Annotated in this window: 15 protein-coding genes; 5 read left to right on the top strand and 10 right to left on the bottom strand. The window is 36.8% G+C overall.

The annotated features are described in order from the left end of the window. Positions 1-32: 32 nt before the first annotated feature. The 10 genes from LS68_RS04730 to hisF form a co-directional block, all read right to left on the bottom strand. Positions 33-2,237 (bottom strand): colanic acid biosynthesis glycosyltransferase WcaL, encoded by a 2,205-nt coding sequence (locus tag LS68_RS04730; RefSeq protein WP_138091123.1) that lies wholly within the window; start codon positions 2,235-2,237, stop codon positions 33-35. A gap of 1 nt (position 2,238) precedes the next feature. Continuing rightward, positions 2,239-3,102, bottom strand: a complete 864-nt coding sequence (gene mreC, locus LS68_RS04725; RefSeq protein WP_052100496.1) for a rod shape-determining protein MreC — start codon at positions 3,100-3,102, stop codon at positions 2,239-2,241. 22 nt (positions 3,103-3,124) lie between these two features. Beyond that, positions 3,125-4,159: a rod shape-determining protein gene (locus LS68_RS04720; RefSeq protein ID WP_034373104.1), complete on the bottom strand. Its 1,035-nt coding sequence runs from the start codon at positions 4,157-4,159 to the stop codon at positions 3,125-3,127. Positions 4,160-4,249: 90 nt separating this feature from the next. Beyond that, positions 4,250-5,524, bottom strand: a complete 1,275-nt coding sequence (gene clpX / locus LS68_RS04715) for an ATP-dependent protease ATP-binding subunit ClpX (protein WP_034373059.1) — start codon at positions 5,522-5,524, stop codon at positions 4,250-4,252. Continuing rightward, positions 5,517-6,308: an acyl-ACP--UDP-N-acetylglucosamine O-acyltransferase gene (gene lpxA, locus LS68_RS04710; protein ID WP_034373062.1), complete on the bottom strand. Its 792-nt coding sequence runs from the start codon at positions 6,306-6,308 to the stop codon at positions 5,517-5,519. Before lpxA ends, clpX begins: the two co-directional genes overlap by 8 nt. An 11-nt stretch (positions 6,309-6,319) precedes the next feature. After that, positions 6,320-6,775 (bottom strand): 3-hydroxyacyl-ACP dehydratase FabZ, encoded by a 456-nt coding sequence (gene fabZ / locus LS68_RS04705; protein ID WP_034373065.1) that lies wholly within the window; start codon positions 6,773-6,775, stop codon positions 6,320-6,322. A gap of 43 nt (positions 6,776-6,818) precedes the next feature. After that, positions 6,819-7,943 (bottom strand): epoxyqueuosine reductase QueH, encoded by a 1,125-nt coding sequence (locus tag LS68_RS04700; protein WP_034373067.1) that lies wholly within the window; start codon positions 7,941-7,943, stop codon positions 6,819-6,821. A gap of 142 nt (positions 7,944-8,085) precedes the next feature. Then, entirely contained in the window at positions 8,086-9,195 is a 1,110-nt protein-coding gene (gene rlmN / locus LS68_RS04695) for a 23S rRNA (adenine(2503)-C(2))-methyltransferase RlmN (protein ID WP_138091121.1), read from the bottom strand. Positions 9,196-9,215: 20 nt separating this feature from the next. After that, positions 9,216-9,806 (bottom strand): purine-nucleoside phosphorylase, encoded by a 591-nt coding sequence (locus LS68_RS04690; protein ID WP_138091118.1) that lies wholly within the window; start codon positions 9,804-9,806, stop codon positions 9,216-9,218. Between the two features lie 17 nt (positions 9,807-9,823). Further along, entirely contained in the window at positions 9,824-10,582 is a 759-nt protein-coding gene (gene hisF / locus LS68_RS04685; RefSeq protein WP_034373963.1) for an imidazole glycerol phosphate synthase subunit HisF, read from the bottom strand. 58 nt (positions 10,583-10,640) lie between these two features. Between hisF and rsmA the strand changes: the two genes are divergently transcribed. The 5 genes from rsmA to LS68_RS04660 all read left to right on the top strand — a co-directional run bounded on the left by rsmA (position 10,641) and on the right by LS68_RS04660 (position 17,211). Then, on the top strand, positions 10,641-11,552 hold the full coding sequence (gene rsmA / locus LS68_RS04680; protein ID WP_241993682.1) for a 16S rRNA (adenine(1518)-N(6)/adenine(1519)-N(6))-dimethyltransferase RsmA: 912 nt from the start codon (positions 10,641-10,643) through the stop codon (positions 11,550-11,552). Next, complete coding sequence (locus tag LS68_RS04675) at positions 11,518-13,524, top strand: ribonuclease J (protein ID WP_052100537.1); 2,007 nt, start codon at positions 11,518-11,520, stop codon at positions 13,522-13,524. The genes rsmA and LS68_RS04675 overlap by 35 nt, the downstream gene beginning before the upstream one ends. A gap of 9 nt (positions 13,525-13,533) precedes the next feature. Further along, on the top strand, positions 13,534-14,496 hold the full coding sequence (locus tag LS68_RS04670; RefSeq protein WP_034373968.1) for a KpsF/GutQ family sugar-phosphate isomerase: 963 nt from the start codon (positions 13,534-13,536) through the stop codon (positions 14,494-14,496). Between the two features lie 11 nt (positions 14,497-14,507). Further along, positions 14,508-14,747 carry a DUF2443 family protein gene (locus LS68_RS04665; RefSeq protein ID WP_034373970.1) on the top strand — a complete coding sequence of 80 codons (240 nt, stop codon included), beginning with the start codon at positions 14,508-14,510 and terminating at the stop codon, positions 14,745-14,747. A 277-nt stretch (positions 14,748-15,024) separates the two neighbouring features. Then, complete coding sequence (locus tag LS68_RS04660) at positions 15,025-17,211, top strand: TonB-dependent receptor (RefSeq protein WP_241993681.1); 2,187 nt, start codon at positions 15,025-15,027, stop codon at positions 17,209-17,211. Positions 17,212-17,232 lie beyond the last annotated feature (21 nt).

Below are 17,232 nucleotides of genomic sequence, written 5' to 3'. Positions count from 1 at the left end.
CCTTTTTGAATGTTTTAGGGTAAAACTATTCATTATTCTTTATCCACATTATCAAAATCTTTAAGGATCTGTTTAAAAGCATTCACGCCTAGCTCACTTCTGTATTGATCAAAAATACTCTTGATACGCGCCCTTATGTGCTTTAAACGCGATAAATCATCAGGCGAAAGGCGCAGCAAATTGATAGCTTTACTGACATAATCTTCCAGAGAAAACGCTACTAAAGACAGCTGTTCTTGCGTAACAAGACTATAAAACTCTTGCTTTGTTGTTTGATCATTATGATACCATTGCTCTAGCCACGATGCGATTCTCTTCTCTCGCTCATCTTGGCTTTCTTTACTCATCACGAGATCAATCCCGCCCTTAGCAGTGTATTCAATGCGAGATTCTCCTTGCTCTAAGGGGAAACTATCAAGCCACACATCAATCAAATGTCCATAAATAGCACTATCCACATAACCAGCAAAATAAATTCTCTTCAAAAAAATATAAGCTTGTTGAGAATCTTCAAAACATTGTGTGATTTTTTCTTCAATGGTGCGCACATTGCCATTGCCACACGCTAAATAAATGCTTTGAGGATAAGCTTGCATAATCTTTACCACACATTGCCAATATTCTAAAGAATCAAGTTTTGTAAGGCGACCGATTGTGCCAACGATTTTCATCTCATCAGGAAATTTTGCACGATGGGTTTTGATAAATTCTAAAGGCACAGGGGGATTATAGAATCTATCGTCCATCTTAACAGGCACTCCTAAAAATTCATACCCCTCGCAAGTCAATTTCAGTTTATTTTGACAAATATGCGTGATTCTCGCATCAATTTGAGGAATGTCATAGACAAAATTGCCATGAGAATAATAAATCTGCACTTTTGCGCTACGTGATGCCAAAATAAAATCACTGATACCATAGCCATTATTGGGGCTGATTAAAATATCAATACAATCTTTGTGGATCGCCTCCTTAATGGCTAAGGCTTTTTGCAAATGCGAATTATAGAATCCTTGCAGATTCAAATGTGAAACAACATCAACAATGCTTACCCCTAAATCTTGATAATATTTGATCACTACAGGATCATCATCACTTTTCTCAAGAAGCTTCATTGTGTAGATTCTGACCTCATATTCTTGAGAAAATTCTTCATCGTGGAGTAGGTTTTTTAAAAGACTATATTCGACCTTGTAGGGAGAATTTGCCACTAAACGATCGCGTAAAATACCTATACGCTTTTTTGCTTTGCGTGAAGGCGAAGATTCAAAACGATGATAAATGCCTTGTGTTTTAGCAAATTTTTCATAATAACTCGCACCCACTCTGTCAATCTCATCACAAAAAACTCTCCATTGGGCTTGATGGTGATAGTTATTGCCACACATATGATACATAAAAAATTGTAGATACATCGCTTCATCAAGATATTGCAGTTCGTAGCTTTTGTCTAAAAGCGTATAAAACAAATGCTTCCACAGCGCATAAAGCGTGAGCCAAGAGGGGTGATTAAAAAAATGTGAAACATTCCAAAAACAATGTAGCTGCCAATTAAGCACGCTTCGCCTTCTCATCGGTGTAAGGGCAAAATAATATTCTTCTTGTAGGGTAAAACGGACAGATTCTAAAAATAATTCCATACTCACACCTAGTGCCTCAAAACGTTCGACAATGAATTGAGAATGAGCAAGAGAGCTTGGGAGATTAATATCCAAAAGCGAAATAAGTCCGATATATTCTTTTAATACCTTTTGGAGCATTTCATGAGGATAAGAGAGAATCTTAGAAAGAATCAAAAGCTCTAAAAGCATTGCATTCTCTACATCGCTTGCACCTTCCCCAAACAAAGCATTTTGAGCCATTTGGATAAACACTTCAAAACGCTCATCGGCTTTTAAATGAGGGGTAGCAGCGAAAAGCATATAAAGATTTAAATATTCGACAGCGCAAATATGCCCTTGCATTAAAACTTCAAAAATTTTGTCTCTCAAACCCTGCGTGATTTGCAATAAAAGCGCATTATATAGAGCTAAATCTTCGGTATCAAGATAGAGAGCAGATTCAAAATCTTTATGGTGCAAGCATTGAAATTCTTTAATAGTGGCATCAAGTTGGGGCTTTGAAGAAATGGTGCTAAGATTTAAAGCTAAACACTGCAAATAATGCAAAATATTTTGAGCTTTTTGTTGGACAGAAGAGTGAGATTCTTGTGGTGATGGATTGTTGTGTTGTTTCATTCTAAAAACTTTGTATCAATTCCTCATCACCTACATCGCCCTCAATTTCATCATATTGCAATATCATCTTAGGCTGCTCCCTATCAATAAGCCATACATAAGAAAGCGAATCCATTTGCACAAATGGCTTCACATCAACACTCAAATAGCCATAATCTTCTCGAACATCTTCTACCACACCCACAGGGATATTTTCCAAAAATATCCCATCAAGCCCGCTTGTAAAGACTTTATCTCCTTTACGAATCTCAATCCAATCGGGGATAAAATTTACTAATATTCTGTCATTACGCATACCTGAAACGATGCCCATTGCTCTATTGTTGCCAATATAGACATCATAATTACATTTTTCATCACCATTCAAGAATCCCTCGACACGACCATCTTTAACGACAGCAATACCCAATGCCATATTGTCTTTTACAATACCAAAGATTCTATCTTCAAGCCCATCAAGGCGATAATCACGATATTGTCTTAAGTCTGTGTCTAACCAAACTTTCGTGCGTTCTCCCAAACCTGCATACGAAATAATGCGTGCGAGGTGGATTTCTGGAGATATTTGCGTTACATCTCTCTTGCCAACAAGATTCTGAAATTTGCTTAGATTGTTTTTGAGTTCTTCGACCTCCAAGACAAGCTTATCGTAGTCGCTTGTTTTTAATCGAAGTTCTTCAATAGTTTTTGCTTGATTAAAATGCTTATCGTAAGTGTTTGTGATATTGTCTTTTGTATTAAGAAAAAAAAGTTTAATATGATCACTTACTCCCAAGATTTTACTTGCGATTGATCTGTCTGCCTCCATCAAAACAATAATGCAGATAAAAAAGATAATCCCAAATACAAGAATCTTATATCGCATAATGATTTAGCTTAGTTTATTATTAATCAAATGCAAGTTGATCAAGTAAATCCAAATCTTCCATTGCCTTTCCTGTCCCCTTTGCTACACACAACAACGGCTCATCGCCGACATAAACAGGAAGTCTGACAATATCAGACAAATGCTTATCAAGCCCTCGAATCAACGCACCTCCACCTGTTAGCACTATGCCATTCTCTACAATATCTCCTGCCAAATCAGGGGGCATAGATTCTAAAACGCTTTTGAGAGCATTGCTGATTTCCCTTAACTGATCTTTCATTGCCTCTCTTACATCTTCACTTGTCAGCTCAATGGTGTTAAGCAAACCACTAACCTGATCTCGCCCTCTTACTTGCATAACAAGAGGTTTTTCCATAGGAGATGCTGAACCAATCTCAATTTTAATATCTTCGCCTGTGCGCTCACCAATAAGAAGGTTGAATTTTTTACGCACATAATCCATAATCGCCACATCAAGCTTATCTCCAGCAACCTTGATACTCTTACTGATAACCAAACCTCCTAGAGAAATAACACCAATCTCCGTTGTCCCACCGCCAATATCTATCACCAAATTGCCTTTTGATTCTTGAATCTGTAATCCAGCACCAATGGCTGCTGCCATGGGCTCTTCTATCAAAAATACTTCTCGCGCTCCTGCACTCATTGCAGATTCTTTGACAGCTTTTTTTTCTACACCCGTAAGCCCATAAGGGACACACACCATAATACGCGGTCGTATCAATGATTTGCGTTTGTGTGCTTTTTCGATAAAATAACGTATCATCTTTTCAGTCATATCGAAATCTGCAATCACACCATCTTTCATCGGGCGAATCGCTTGTATGCCATCTGGTGTTTTACCAAGCATATCTTTTGCTTCTTTGCCCACAGCAAGAATCTTGCCTGTGCTAAATCGATCTGCCTGCACAGCTACAACGGAAGGCTCATTGATGATGATACCTTCTCCTTTGACCAGAACCAAAGTATTTGCTGTCCCTAAGTCGATTGCAATATCTTTGGAAAATGTTCCAATAAGTCTATCCATCATCAGCATGAAAGCTCCTTAAATTTTATAAATCCAAAACTTATCGTGCAATTATACATTCTAATCCTTTGTTAAACCTTTTATTTTATATTAAGTTTAAGCTCTTTTAGGGATATTTGTCTTCTTCACAAGAATTGGGCTTTGCTTTTCTAAAATACATTCTTTGGATAAAGTGATTTCATAACCCTCTAATTCAGGTAAATCATACATCAAGTCAATCATTGCTTCTTCCAAGATTGCCCTTAAGCCACGCGCTCCTGTCTTTCTAGCAATAGCCAATTCTGCAATGGCATCAATTGCAGTTTTTTCAAACTTTAATACCGCTCCATCAAGCTCAAAAATTTTCTGATATTGTTTAATGAGGGCGTTTTTAGGCTTAGTCAGAATCTCAATCATTGCTTCTTTTGTAATTGGGTGGAGCACGGTTATCATATGCAATCTTCCAATAAGTTCTGGAATCAAACCATAATTGATTAAATCATCAGGTTCTACGAATTCAAGCAACGAATCTTCTTCACTTTTACCCTTTTTCTTGCCATGGAATCCCAATACATTTCCGCCCAAGCGTCTTTTGATAATATCGCTCAAGCCATCAAAAGCCCCACCACACACAAATAAAATATTACTCGTATCTATTTGGATAAAGTCTTGGTTGGGGTGTTTTCTACCCCCTTTTGGAGGAATATTGACAACGCTTCCTTCAATAATTTTTAACAAAGCTTGTTGCACACCTTCCCCGGAGACATCACGCGTTATAGAGCGATTTTCAGAAAGTCGTGATATTTTATCAATCTCATCAATAAAAACAATACCCTTTTCGGCTTTTTTGACATCTCCATCAGCCGCCTGCAATAATCTTGTTAAAATATTTTCAACATCTTCTCCGACATAACCTGCTTCTGTTAAACTTGTCGCATCAGAAATAGCAATCGGAATATCCAAAAATTTTGCAAGTGTTTGTGCCATCAGTGTTTTACCACTACCCGTAGGACCAATAAGTAAAATATTAGACTTGGATAATTCAACAGCTCTAAGTGAGGGGCTAAGCAATTTTTCATTTTTAGCAATACGCTTGTAATGATTATAAACAGCAACCGAAAAGACACGTTTTGCCTCTTCTTGTCCAATGACATATTCATCAAGCCTTGTTTTAAGCTCTTTTGGAGAAGGGACATCAAACATTTGAATATCATTAGATTCACTATCTGAAGAATGTTTTTCATCAAAAAATCCATTAAGAACATTATAAGAAGTTATAATGCAATTTTTACATATATAAATACCATACGGATTTGAATCTTTTGCAGCAATAAGTGGATTTCTTGTGCTTCCTTCTGCTTCACAAAAACTGCATTGTTGTTTTTTACTCACCTTGAACTCCTTTGAGAGGTATGCCTCTTGTGCTTTTAAGAATAAAATCACAAATATATTGTGTATGAATAGAAGGATTCTGTGCAAGCTGATTTTCAGCAAGCTCTCTAATAGGAGCAGTGCGGGAAAATAAAATCTTGTATAATTTACTAATTTCATCAATCTCATCACGAGAGAATAGTTTTCTCATACGATGCTTGTTTAATCCTCTGATATGTGCGCGATTGCCTTCAGCCAAACAATAAGGGGGCAAATCTTGGGTAAGAGCAGAAGCACCAGCGACCATGCACCCATTTCCAACCTTGACAAACTGATGAATAGGTGTCATACCTCCGACATTGACATGATCACCTATTTCTACATGACCACCCAATGTAGCATTATTTGCAAGAATACAATGATTTCCTATGATACAATCATGCGCAATATGTACATATGCCATTAAAAGATTATGATTACCTATAATCGTTCGTCCTCCTCCCCCTTCTGTTCCGGGATTAAGTGTGGTAAATTCCCGAATCAAATTATCATCTCCAATAATAAGCTCTGTTTTTTCCCCAGCATACTTTAAATCTTGTGGGGGTACACCTACCGCAGCACCACTAAAAATTTTATTGCGATTACCAATCTTGGTATGACCTGTAATATAAGCATGATGACCAATAATACAATCATCGCCTATTTCTACATTCTCATCAATAATACAAAATTCACCTATTTGAACATTGCGACCGATTTTTGCTCCTGACCTAATAACAGCAGTTTTTGCAATATTTTCACCCATTCTCACTTCCTTTAAGAATCTTCAGCATCAGCAATCATTGCCTTAAGCTCTGCTTGAGAAACTAACTTATCTTCTACATAAGCTTCAGCTCCCAAATGCCAAATGTTACCCTTATGCTTTATAACATTTAAACGATAAATTAATTTATCGCCGGGTATCACAGGTACTCGAAATTTTGTATTATCAATTGTCATAAAATAAACAATTTTATTTTTTGCTTGTTCTGTATCATCACCAAACATACTCACAAAAGCTAAAATACCTCCTGCTTGAGCCATTCCCTCAATCTGCATAACACCCGGATAAATAGGTTTTCCGGGAAAATGTCCTAAGAAAATTTCTTCATTGATTGTGATATTTTTATAAGCTTCAATGCTTTGTTGTGGAATAAGTTGAGTTACCCGATCAACCAACAACAATGGATAACGATGGGGTAATATCTGCCTAATTTTCTCCACCTTCATCATTTCTAAACTCCTTACAATTTTATTCTCTATTCTACCAAAAATATTATGAATCTGTTGTTATATTAAATACACTTGTCTCTTGAAATCGTGCATCAATAAAAATTTTTAGACTATACAAAATTATCTTGTCAATAATAATGATGGGATTGATACTATCCGCACCGCAAATTAATGAACGCAAGACAAGTTCCTTCTCATATTCTGGAGGACTAAACATCATTTCACGCACATTATGATAAGAAGTTTTTAGAATCTTATTAACATCAGACAATCCCAAAAAAACACTATCATCTTTGCTCGCATATCCCACTTGGATTCTGATACTTTCAGAATCCAAGTGCAATTCACGCTCCATACAAACAATATATCCTGTTTTGACAAGACGCTTACTTTTAGAAAAAGCAAGTAAATACGAATCAATCACTTGAGAATTATCTACACAATAACTTCTCATATTTCTCCAAACAATCTTTGGACATTTATTTAAAATATACTTTATCCCTTTTGCCTCACACTCTGTGCGTTTTTGAAATACTGCCAATCTTTGCTCGTTACTTCCTGGCATTATTTGCTTTCCTATATTACTCATCATTTCGAGGATTAACTGATTGTGCAAATCCCTTTGCTTACTAAGTGCAAATGTGCAGCCACAATAATTTTGCTTATATAATTTATCTTTATTGGCAAGCTCACTTTGTCGTTGTGTCCCTCCATTACTTCTCACATCAACCTTGAGAAAATCCAAATCATATTTTTTTGCAATCTGGTCTCCTTCTTTATAGAGAGTTTCAGAATCTTTCAATGGGCTACTTAAAAGAGTAGTGGTAAATAAGGGGATACGCATTTTATGAGCAACTTTTGCTGTATTTTCTAGTCTAGTATCAAAACACTTAATACATCTTTCACCTTTTTCTGGAGCATCTTCCAAGCCTTTAACAGATTCAAACCATTCTTGACATTCATATTCTCCTTCAATCAAAGGAATATTTAACATTTGACAACTTCTTTGAACATCAGAATATCTCAAATTATATTCTTGTCGAGGGTGAATATTAGGATTATAAAAATATCCGATGAATTTCTTTTCAGGATACATTAATTGCAATTGGCTTAAAAAATAATGGCTATCAACCGAACAACAAATATGCACCAATATTGATTCACTCATTTTTACCTCCACCAGTTTGATTCTTTATATTTATTTTTTATACGCAAAATATAAGAATGCTCCCACTCCTACAACCGCTACTAATGCCAAAAATATAACCAAAAACATATCTAATCCACTCATTATTTTCCTTTATAACGATTTAAAATGTTTCATATGAAACATTTTCTTTTGAAATTTTTTCTCTTAATTGACCACATGCAGCACTAATATCTAAGCCTTTAGATTCTCTTATGGTGCATAAAAGTCCTTTATGTATCAAAAAATCTGCAAATTTTCGCACATCATCAAGATTTGGACGCTCAAATTCACTACCTTCATGAGGATTAAAAAGTATCAGATTTACTTTTGATTTGATTCCATCAAGCAATTGTAAAAGTTTTTTTGCACTTTTTAAATCATCATTAACACCTTTTATCATCAAATATTCAAACATCACTCTTTTACGAGAATCTACAGGAAAAGCACGCACTTGTGATAATACTTTTTCAATATTATAAGCACGATTCATCGGTATCAACTTGGAACGCAACTCATCATCAACAGCGTGCAATGAAATGGCTAGCTGCACACCGAGATTCATTCTGCCTAATTCTTCAATCTTGGGGGCAATACCACTTGTAGAAATAGTCTGTCTTCGCGTAGAAATACTTAGCCCTTCCAATTCGCTAAGAATCCGTATTGCCATTGAAACATTATCAAGATTATCTAATGGCTCTCCCATTCCCATATAAACAATATTCATTCTTTTATGTGGAGATATATAATTATCCCTTTTTATCTGCACGACTTGTTCTACAATCTCACCAGATTCTAAGTGTCGTATAAATCCACCTTTTCCGGTATAACAAAAAAGACAACCTACCCTACAACCAATTTGACTTGAAAGACAGATAGTCCATTTTTCTCCTTCTTGAATGCTTCCATCTTGCCTGATTTTCTTATCACGCATTTTTAATAAAACTGCCTCAAAGGTATGTTGATCTCGCGTTTTAAAAAGATATTTTTTGCTTCCATCTTGACTTTGCTGACACTTAATGATTTCAAGATGAGTGATTTCAAAAGTATTTGCAAGTGCTTCTCTCAAATTTTTGGGAAGATTCTTCATATTGCCAAAATCTGTCTCATATTGATGATAAAGCCAATGATAAATTTGCTTTGCTCGGAAAGAAGGTTCTAATAAACCCATTAATTCATCAAGTGTATAGCTGTATATATTTTTACTTTTAAAAGATTGCGAAATACTATTCATTCAAACAACCTTAAATTTGTTTATGGTAAAAATTTTCTGCATCTTTTGCTTGCTTGAGTAAGTTTCTCTTTGACATCTTGATGATGGTGTATAAAATCCTTGTGTGCATTTTCATCACAATAATTGCTCACGCAAAATACACCAAAACAAGGTATGCAAAAATGTTGGGCTACACGCATCACAGCAAAAAATTCCATATTTTCTAATCCAATTCCTGCAGTATAAAATTGCGATGCCAAGTGTTTATCTACACTTATGTAATTAGAACTATTGACTATACTTTTTTTGAATCCCAATGTTTCATATGAAACATTGGAGATTCTAGAGACTTTATTGCGCTCATCAAAAATATTAGAATCTATCTTGTTGTCAATAGGTGTATAAGAATATTGTTGTAAAAAACTTAGCTCAATTTGTGTCGCACTATCAGCCACAAATAAATCCAATAATGCAATATCTTTGCTATAAGCTCCAGCACTTCCTAAAAAAATAAGCTCATCAATTTTTTCTCTCAAACATAAAGAGCAAAGATTCAAAGCACTATCGACCAAGCCTACCCCTATACTTTTGGCAAAACTAAAATCTTCGCCATTACCTGCACAAATCCACATTTTCATACCTTAATTTGTTAAATTCTCACAGCGATATGTTCTCGTGCAAGATAAGATTTCAACTCAAGAATGTCGATTTCTTTAAAATGAAAAATACTCGCCGCTAAAGCAGCATCTGCTCCTGCGGTAAAAACATCACGAAAATGTTGCATACTACCCGCACCTCCACTTGCAATAATTGGGATAGAAAGTTGAGCATTGATCGCCTCAATCATAGCAATATCATAACCCGCCTTCGTTCCATCTGTATCCATACTTGTGAGTAATATTTCTCCTGCACCTCGATCGCATACTTCTTTAGCCCATTGTATTGCATCTTTATGAGTATCAACACGTCCGCCATTCACATAGACATTCCAGCTGCCTTTTTCATTGCGTCTCGCATCAATAGCGACAACAATACACTGCGAACCAAAATGTTTTGCTCCCTCATCAATCAAAGAAGGATTCTTAACTGCCGAACTATTGATGCTGACTTTGTCGCAACCTGCATTTAATAATACAGACATATCTTGCACTGAAGAGATTCCTCCTCCAACGGTAAAGGGGATAAAGATTTCCTTAGCAACTTTTTTTACCATATCAAGTGTTGTAGAACGTTTCTCTACACTCGCTGTAATATCCAAAAAAACAATTTCATCAGCACCTTGCCTATTGTATTCTTGAGCGATTTCAACAGGATCACCCGCATCTTTCAATCCTACAAAATTGACCCCCTTAACAACACGTCCTTCTTTGATGTCAAGACAAGGAATAATCCTTTTTGCAAAATCCATTCAATACTCCCCTATTTATTGTGTATATTTGGAATTTAAGCCGTATCATAGCGGAATAATGCTTATAAAAACAAAATATTTGCATACTTTGGGTATAATGATTCTCAAAGTGTTTAAGGGTTTGAATATCGTGGAAAATTACCGAGCAAAAAAGCATTTTGGGCAAAATTTCCTTAAAGATTCAACCTTTATCCAAAAAATAATCCAATCCATTCCCACTGACAAAATACCTTGTGTTGAAATTGGGGTTGGCTTGGGTGATTTGACACAAGAGCTATTAAAAATAGAACCCTTGATAGCCTATGAAGTCGATAAAGACTTATGTTCTTTACTTAAAAAAAAATTTGCTAATGAAATTTCCAGTGGTCATCTAATCTTGAATCATCAAGATATTTTACAAATGCCATCACAGCAAGCATGGCTACATTGCGATACTTATAAGGTAGTTTCAAATCTTCCTTATTACATCGCCACACACATTATCTTGCGCCTTTTGCGCGATAAGTTTTGTCATTCTTTTCTTGTAATGACCCAAAAAGAAGTCGCGATAAAATTTTGTGCCAAAAACACAATGCGAGAGTTTTGCGCCTTAAGTGTATTAGTCGAAAGTTTTGGTGAAGCAGAGATTCTATTTGATATTCCTAAAGAAGCATTTTCACCTGCTCCTAAAGTTACTTCTTCAGTATTCATAATGCGCAAAACTCATTGCAGTCAATGGGAACAAGATTTTTCGCTTGCTACATTAGAAGATTTTTTAAAGCTTGCATTCAGTGCACCACGTAAAAAGCTTTTTTCAAATCTCTGCCACAATTTTGATGCAAATATTTTAAAAGAAGCTTTTGACACAATAGGTATATCAATCAATGCAAGAGCTCATGAAGTAAAGACAGAAAGTTTTCACCATATTTTAAAATTTCTCATTGAAAGGAACAACAATGGAAGAGCAAAACAACTCTACACAAAACCCTAAATTTAAATCATTCACAGAACGTTTCAAGAAAAAACCTCAAGAACAACAAAGTGAGACACAAGATTCTCAACCTAAAAATATAAAACCCTCATCAGAACATCAAAAAAATAAAACTTTTGAAAAACGCAGATGGAGTGGCAAAAATCATCAAAATACCAATAAGACATCTTCAGATGAAAGCAAAAATGGTGTCAGAGAAATAAAAAATGTCGATGAAAAAGGGAATCTTGGACTGCACAAAGATTTAAAGCGAGGCGTGGAAGCAAACACAAGAATCCAAAAACAAAGCCTCAATCCTCATCACAAACTCAATCTTGACACAAAAGCAAGTGTGCGTATCACGCCGCTAGGTGGTTTAGGGGAAATCGGTGGAAATATCACCGTGATCGAAACACCAGATTCTGCTATTGTGATTGATGTAGGTATGAGCTTTCCTAATGAAGATATGCACGGAGTAGATATTCTTGTCCCTGATTTTAGCTATCTTTTTGCCATCAAAGATAAAATTGCTGGTGTGATCATCACTCATGCACACGAAGATCATATCGGTGCTGTGCCATATCTCTTTAAGCTCCTACAATTTCCTATTTATGGCACACCTTTACCTTTAGGTATGATTGGAAGCAAATTTGACGAACACGGATTAAAAAAATTTCGCTCATTCTTCAAAATCGTTGAAAAACGCAAACCCATCAAAATTGGAGATTTTGAAGTAGAATGGATCAACATCACACATTCAGTGATTGACGCTTCGGCTTTAGCAATTCGCACTGAAGCAGGAGTCATTTTACACACTGGGGATTTCAAAATCGACCATACACCGATTGATAATCTCCCGACAGACTTACACCGCCTAGCCCATTATGGTGAAGAAGGTGTAATGCTCCTCCTTAGCGATTCTACAAACTCTCACCGCAGTGGCACTACTCCTAGCGAAGCAAGCGTTGGTCCTACTTTTGAAACACTCTTTAAACAAGCTCAAGGACGAGTAATCATGAGCACTTTTTCCTCAAACATTCATCGCGTGTATCAAGCTATCACTTATGGCATCAAATATCATCGAAAAGTCGCTGTGATAGGACGTTCAATGGAAAAGAATCTTGAGATTGCACGAGAGCTTGGCTATATTGACTTACCTCAAAATATTTTTATCGAAGCACATGAAGTCGCCAAATATCCCGATGAGGAGATTCTTATCGTAACGACTGGTTCTCAAGGCGAGACGATGAGCGCACTCTATCGTATGGCAATCGATGAACACCGACATATCAAAATCAAACCAAGTGATATGGTGATTATTTCTGCTAAGGCAATTCCCGGTAACGAAGGTTCAGTATCAACCGTGCTTAATTTTTTAATGAAAGCCGGAGCAAAAGTTGCCTATCAAGATTTTAGCGAAATCCATGTGAGTGGGCATGCGGCACAAGAAGAGCAAAAATTAATGTTGCGTCTGATTAAACCAAAATTTTTCCTCCCTGTGCATGGTGAATACAATCATATCGCTAAACACAAACAAACCGCTATTGCTTGTGGTGTGTTAGAAAAAAATATTTATCTTATGGAAGATGGAGATCAAATTGAAGTCAATCCCAACTATATGCGAAAAGTTCGCAGTGTTAAAAATGGTAAGACTTTTATTGATAACCAAATCAACCGACAAATCGAAAATGATGTTGTGCTTGATCGCCAAGCCTTAGCAAATGATGGCATTGTTATCATTTCTGCGAAAATCTCTAAAGATCGCAAAATCCTCGAAACTAAAATCTCAAGCTATGGCTTAGTCGCAGATAAAGAAGACAAAGGCTTTGAGAAAGAAATGAATGAAACACTTGAATTTATGGTGAAAAATTTTAAAGCCGAAGGTTTCAATGCGAAGAATCTCGAAAATGAAGTGCAAAATCTCTTCAAACGACATATTTTCAAAAAAGTAAAAAAATATCCTACGATTGTGCCAATGATTTATGTTGTTTAAGGAGCGAAAATGGATTATTTGCAAATTGCCAAAGAAGTTTTACAAACAGAATCTGATGCCTTGCTCAATGGATTTAAGAATCTGAACGCACAAGAGCTTGAGCGCATTATCGAATGTATCATTGCTTGCAAAGGTAAATTCATCGTGTGCGGTGTAGGCAAAAGCGGACTTGTAGGAGAAAAAATCTCCGCTACACTCTCAAGCACAGGCACTCCTAGTGTTTTCTTACACCCGACAGAAGCGATGCACGGGGATTTGGGAATGATACAAAAAGATGATGTGATTTTAGCTATCAGTTACAGCGGTGAGAGCGAAGAGCTTGTCAATATCATTCCCCATATCAAACGACTAGGCAACACAATCATTACAATGAGTAAAGATTCTCAATCCACACTTTCAAAAATGGGTGATTATTTTTTAAATATTGCTGTCGCCAAAGAAGCATGCCCTCTTAATATCGCTCCTACAAGCTCTACTACTCTAACCCTCGCGTTAGGCGATGTTTTAGCCGTATGTCTGATGAAAAAACGCGGATTCAAAGAAGATGATTTCGCATCTTTTCACCCAGGTGGAAGCTTAGGCAAACAGCTTTTTGTCAAGGTAAAAGATTTAATGCAAACACAAAATCTTCCATTAATTACACCTGATATACCTCTCTCTGAAGCCATTATCATAATGAGCGAAAAGCGTTTGGGCAATGCGATTATCACCCAAGACGATAAACTTTGGGGGATTCTAAGTGATGGAGACTTGCGCCGCGCGATGATGCACAAAGATTTTGATTTACACGCACCTGTCAGCCATTATGCCACACACAATCCAAAAGCTTGTGATTGCCCTGATATGCTTGCATTAGACGCATTAAAGCTCATGGAAAAAAATAAAATCCAGCTTTTAATCATCACAAATAAGCAAAATCATATAGAAGGTGTTATACACTTACACACACTCGTATCTGCAGGTATCAAATAAAGGAGAGTAATATGTTTGAAAAAATGGATCAGATTTTCAAAAATATTGAGGACATTCGCGATGATATTAATATCTTACTCAATATGGCAAAGATTTCTCTTGTGGATTATATTATGATCAAACGCGGTTCGCAGGATATGCCTGAACATTTGACTTTTACCACATTGTCGCAAATTGATGTCGAGATAGACAAACTCAAAGCAGAAATTGACGCACTCAACAAACTCAAAAGAGAATTGTTAGTTTTTTAGTCTTCCACGAAGATTCTTTACACAGATTCTCTATGACGCAAAGCTTTTCTGATATAAGCTTTGCAATCTAAAATCTTAGAATCTACCCCATTTTACTATTCAAAGATTCTCATTACCTTACAAAATACTTTATCAATTAAAAAAGTTTATAAATGAAACACTTTATAATAAAAAATGATTATGTATCTTAATATTTTAAACAAATAAAATATACAATTAGCCATAAAATCATTTTAAAAATAAGAATGATTTGTGATTATTAATAAAAGGAGAATCTATGAACAAATTCCAATGGAGTGCCGTTGTGCTTTCATTGCTATGTGCAAATATGCTATTAGCTGATGAAACAGCGGGGGGGGGGCAAAGTAATAGCACAGAAGAAGATTCTAAAGTCCGTAAAGTCAATCTTGGACGATCTGTTGTAACCGCTACAGGATTTGAGCAAGATATTAAAGACGCACCGGCTTCAATGTCAATCGTTACCGGAGAAGAATTACGCGATAGACCCGTGCGAGACATCGGCGATGCGATACGCGATTTGCCCGGCGTGAGTGTGGATTACCAAAGCTCAAGCTATGGGGGCTATATGATTTCTATACGCGGTATGCCTGCTAGTTACACACTAATGCTACTTGATGGAGCGAGGCAAGGTGTCGATCAGACAACTTTCCCAAATGATACTTATTCTCAACAATTCTTTATGCCGCCCATTGCAGCCATTGACAGAATCGAAGTGATTCGTGGTCCTGCTTCCACGATTTATGGGACAGATGCGATTGGCGGGGTAGTCAATATCATCACCAAAAAGAGCTTTGACAAATGGAGCGCAAACGCCACGCTCAATACGACTTTAGAAGAACAACCATATTTTGGGCATTCCTATGGAGTTTCACTCTATGGTGCAGGTCCGCTTGATCGCGCGAAAAAATGGAGCTTACAACTTCGTGCAAAAGAAACTTTCACGCAAGATCCTCGCGAAAATACTATACCTATTCCGGACTCAATTAATCTTGACGCACCCACACTCTCCATAGGGACGAATTATGTAGGCACAGGCAAAAGCAATTCTTGGCAAGCAGGCGGAAGATTAGGCTATGATATGAACGAAAGCAATTACTTTTATCTTGATTTCTCACATCTTGGACAATATTTTGATTCTACACTTCTAGGCACAGACAATAAATTCTACTCATACAATACCATACTGATGCACAAAGGGTCGTATGGGAATATCCGCACAAATACATCACTTAGCTACAATGTAGCCCAACAAATAGCCCGCAGTCGTTTGGGACAAACCGCCATAGCCCAACATCGCAGTATCATACCCTTTTGGCGTATGAATCTCAATATCGGAGCACAATACACATTTGACACGATTGCTGCCTTAGGCGACACTGTCTTTGGAGGGGATTACACAGATTCTGTCTCACGACATCAATTCAGTATCTTTATTGAAGATGAATGGGCAGTGCTTGATAATCTCTTTTTTACCATTGGTTTAAGGGGCAATTACAGCAACCTCTTTGCCTTTAATGTCTCCCCACGCGGATACCTCGTCTATAAAGCCCTAGAAGCAAGTGCTATTGGGGATTTGACCTTTAAAGGTGGTGTCTCCACAGGTTATAAAGCTCCCAATATTACCTCTGCCTTACCCGGCTGGGTTTCAAGCACAGGAAAAGGTTCAGTGCGTGTTTATGGGAATCCCGACTTAAAACCAGAATCAAGCATCAACTATGAAATCACTGCAATGCACGAGACAGATTGGACAAATATCGAAATCACCGGATTTTATACAGACTTTACCAATAAAATACTCTCACAAACCGTAGCTACTGGAGAGTCCTTACCCGCAGGTTATACTTGCCCAAGCAATCTTTCAACAGGCACTAATTCAAATATCTCACCCTCATGCCAAACTTCTTATAATATCGATAAAGCCATTAGCTATGGATTAGAGCTTTTCACACAGCTCAAGCCTATAAGTGTAGGCGTGGGCGATCTTGGTGTGAATCTCTCCTATACTTGGAATAAAAATAAAGCGACTTCAGGCGAAGGTAAGGGCTTACCGCTCACAGGAGTGCCAGAACACACACTCAATATGGCGATTAATTATACTTATAAAGATTTAGGCGTGTGGATTCGCGGAGAATATCGAGCCAAACAATTCCGCACCAATGTCGCTGGACGCAATGGAAATTACACTAATGCTACATTTGACGCATGGAAAGCAAATAATCCCGGTAGGAGCGAATACTATAATCCTTATTTTCTTTTACACTTAGGAGCAAATTATAATTTCACGCAAAGACTTAGAGCAAACTTTGGCATCTATAATCTCCTCAACCAAAGCTTCTTTGATTACTATGTATATACATCGGGAAAAGATTCTACACTCGCTAACAACTACGCCAATGTGCTAGAAGGGAGAAGATATTATATACAATTAAGCTATGACTTTTAAACTTTTGAGAATCTTCTTAGA

This window comes from Helicobacter sp. MIT 05-5293 (assembly GCF_000765665.2).
In the GTDB taxonomy this organism is placed as follows: domain Bacteria; phylum Campylobacterota; class Campylobacteria; order Campylobacterales; family Helicobacteraceae; genus Helicobacter_C.
The sequence above is the reverse complement of the archived record's forward strand: the minus strand, read 5'-3'. Positions and strand labels throughout refer to the sequence as shown.

Bases quoted from the DNA above. Each gene is read 5' to 3' on its own strand.
- LS68_RS04675 (WP_052100537.1), top strand. From the start codon at position 11,518: ATGGAAGAGCAAAACAACTCTACACAAAACCCTAAATTTAAATCATTC.
- lpxA (WP_034373062.1), bottom strand. From the start codon at position 6,308: ATGGGTGAAAATATTGCAAAAACTGCTGTTATTAGGTCAGGAGCAAAA.
- LS68_RS04665 (WP_034373970.1), top strand. From the start codon at position 14,508: ATGTTTGAAAAAATGGATCAGATTTTCAAAAATATTGAGGACATTCGC.
- rlmN (WP_138091121.1), bottom strand. From the start codon at position 9,195: ATGAATAGTATTTCGCAATCTTTTAAAAGTAAAAATATATACAGCTAT.
- LS68_RS04670 (WP_034373968.1), top strand. From the start codon at position 13,534: ATGGATTATTTGCAAATTGCCAAAGAAGTTTTACAAACAGAATCTGAT.
- hisF (WP_034373963.1), bottom strand. From the start codon at position 10,582: ATGGATTTTGCAAAAAGGATTATTCCTTGTCTTGACATCAAAGAAGGA.
- LS68_RS04700 (WP_034373067.1), bottom strand. From the start codon at position 7,943: ATGAGTGAATCAATATTGGTGCATATTTGTTGTTCGGTTGATAGCCAT.
- LS68_RS04660 (WP_241993681.1), top strand. From the start codon at position 15,025: ATGAACAAATTCCAATGGAGTGCCGTTGTGCTTTCATTGCTATGTGCA.
- mreC (WP_052100496.1), bottom strand. From the start codon at position 3,102: ATGCGATATAAGATTCTTGTATTTGGGATTATCTTTTTTATCTGCATT.
- LS68_RS04690 (WP_138091118.1), bottom strand. From the start codon at position 9,806: ATGTGGATTTGTGCAGGTAATGGCGAAGATTTTAGTTTTGCCAAAAGT.
- fabZ (WP_034373065.1), bottom strand. From the start codon at position 6,775: ATGATGAAGGTGGAGAAAATTAGGCAGATATTACCCCATCGTTATCCA.
- LS68_RS04730 (WP_138091123.1), bottom strand. From the start codon at position 2,237: ATGAAACAACACAACAATCCATCACCACAAGAATCTCACTCTTCTGTC.
- rsmA (WP_241993682.1), top strand. From the start codon at position 10,641: ATGCTTATAAAAACAAAATATTTGCATACTTTGGGTATAATGATTCTC.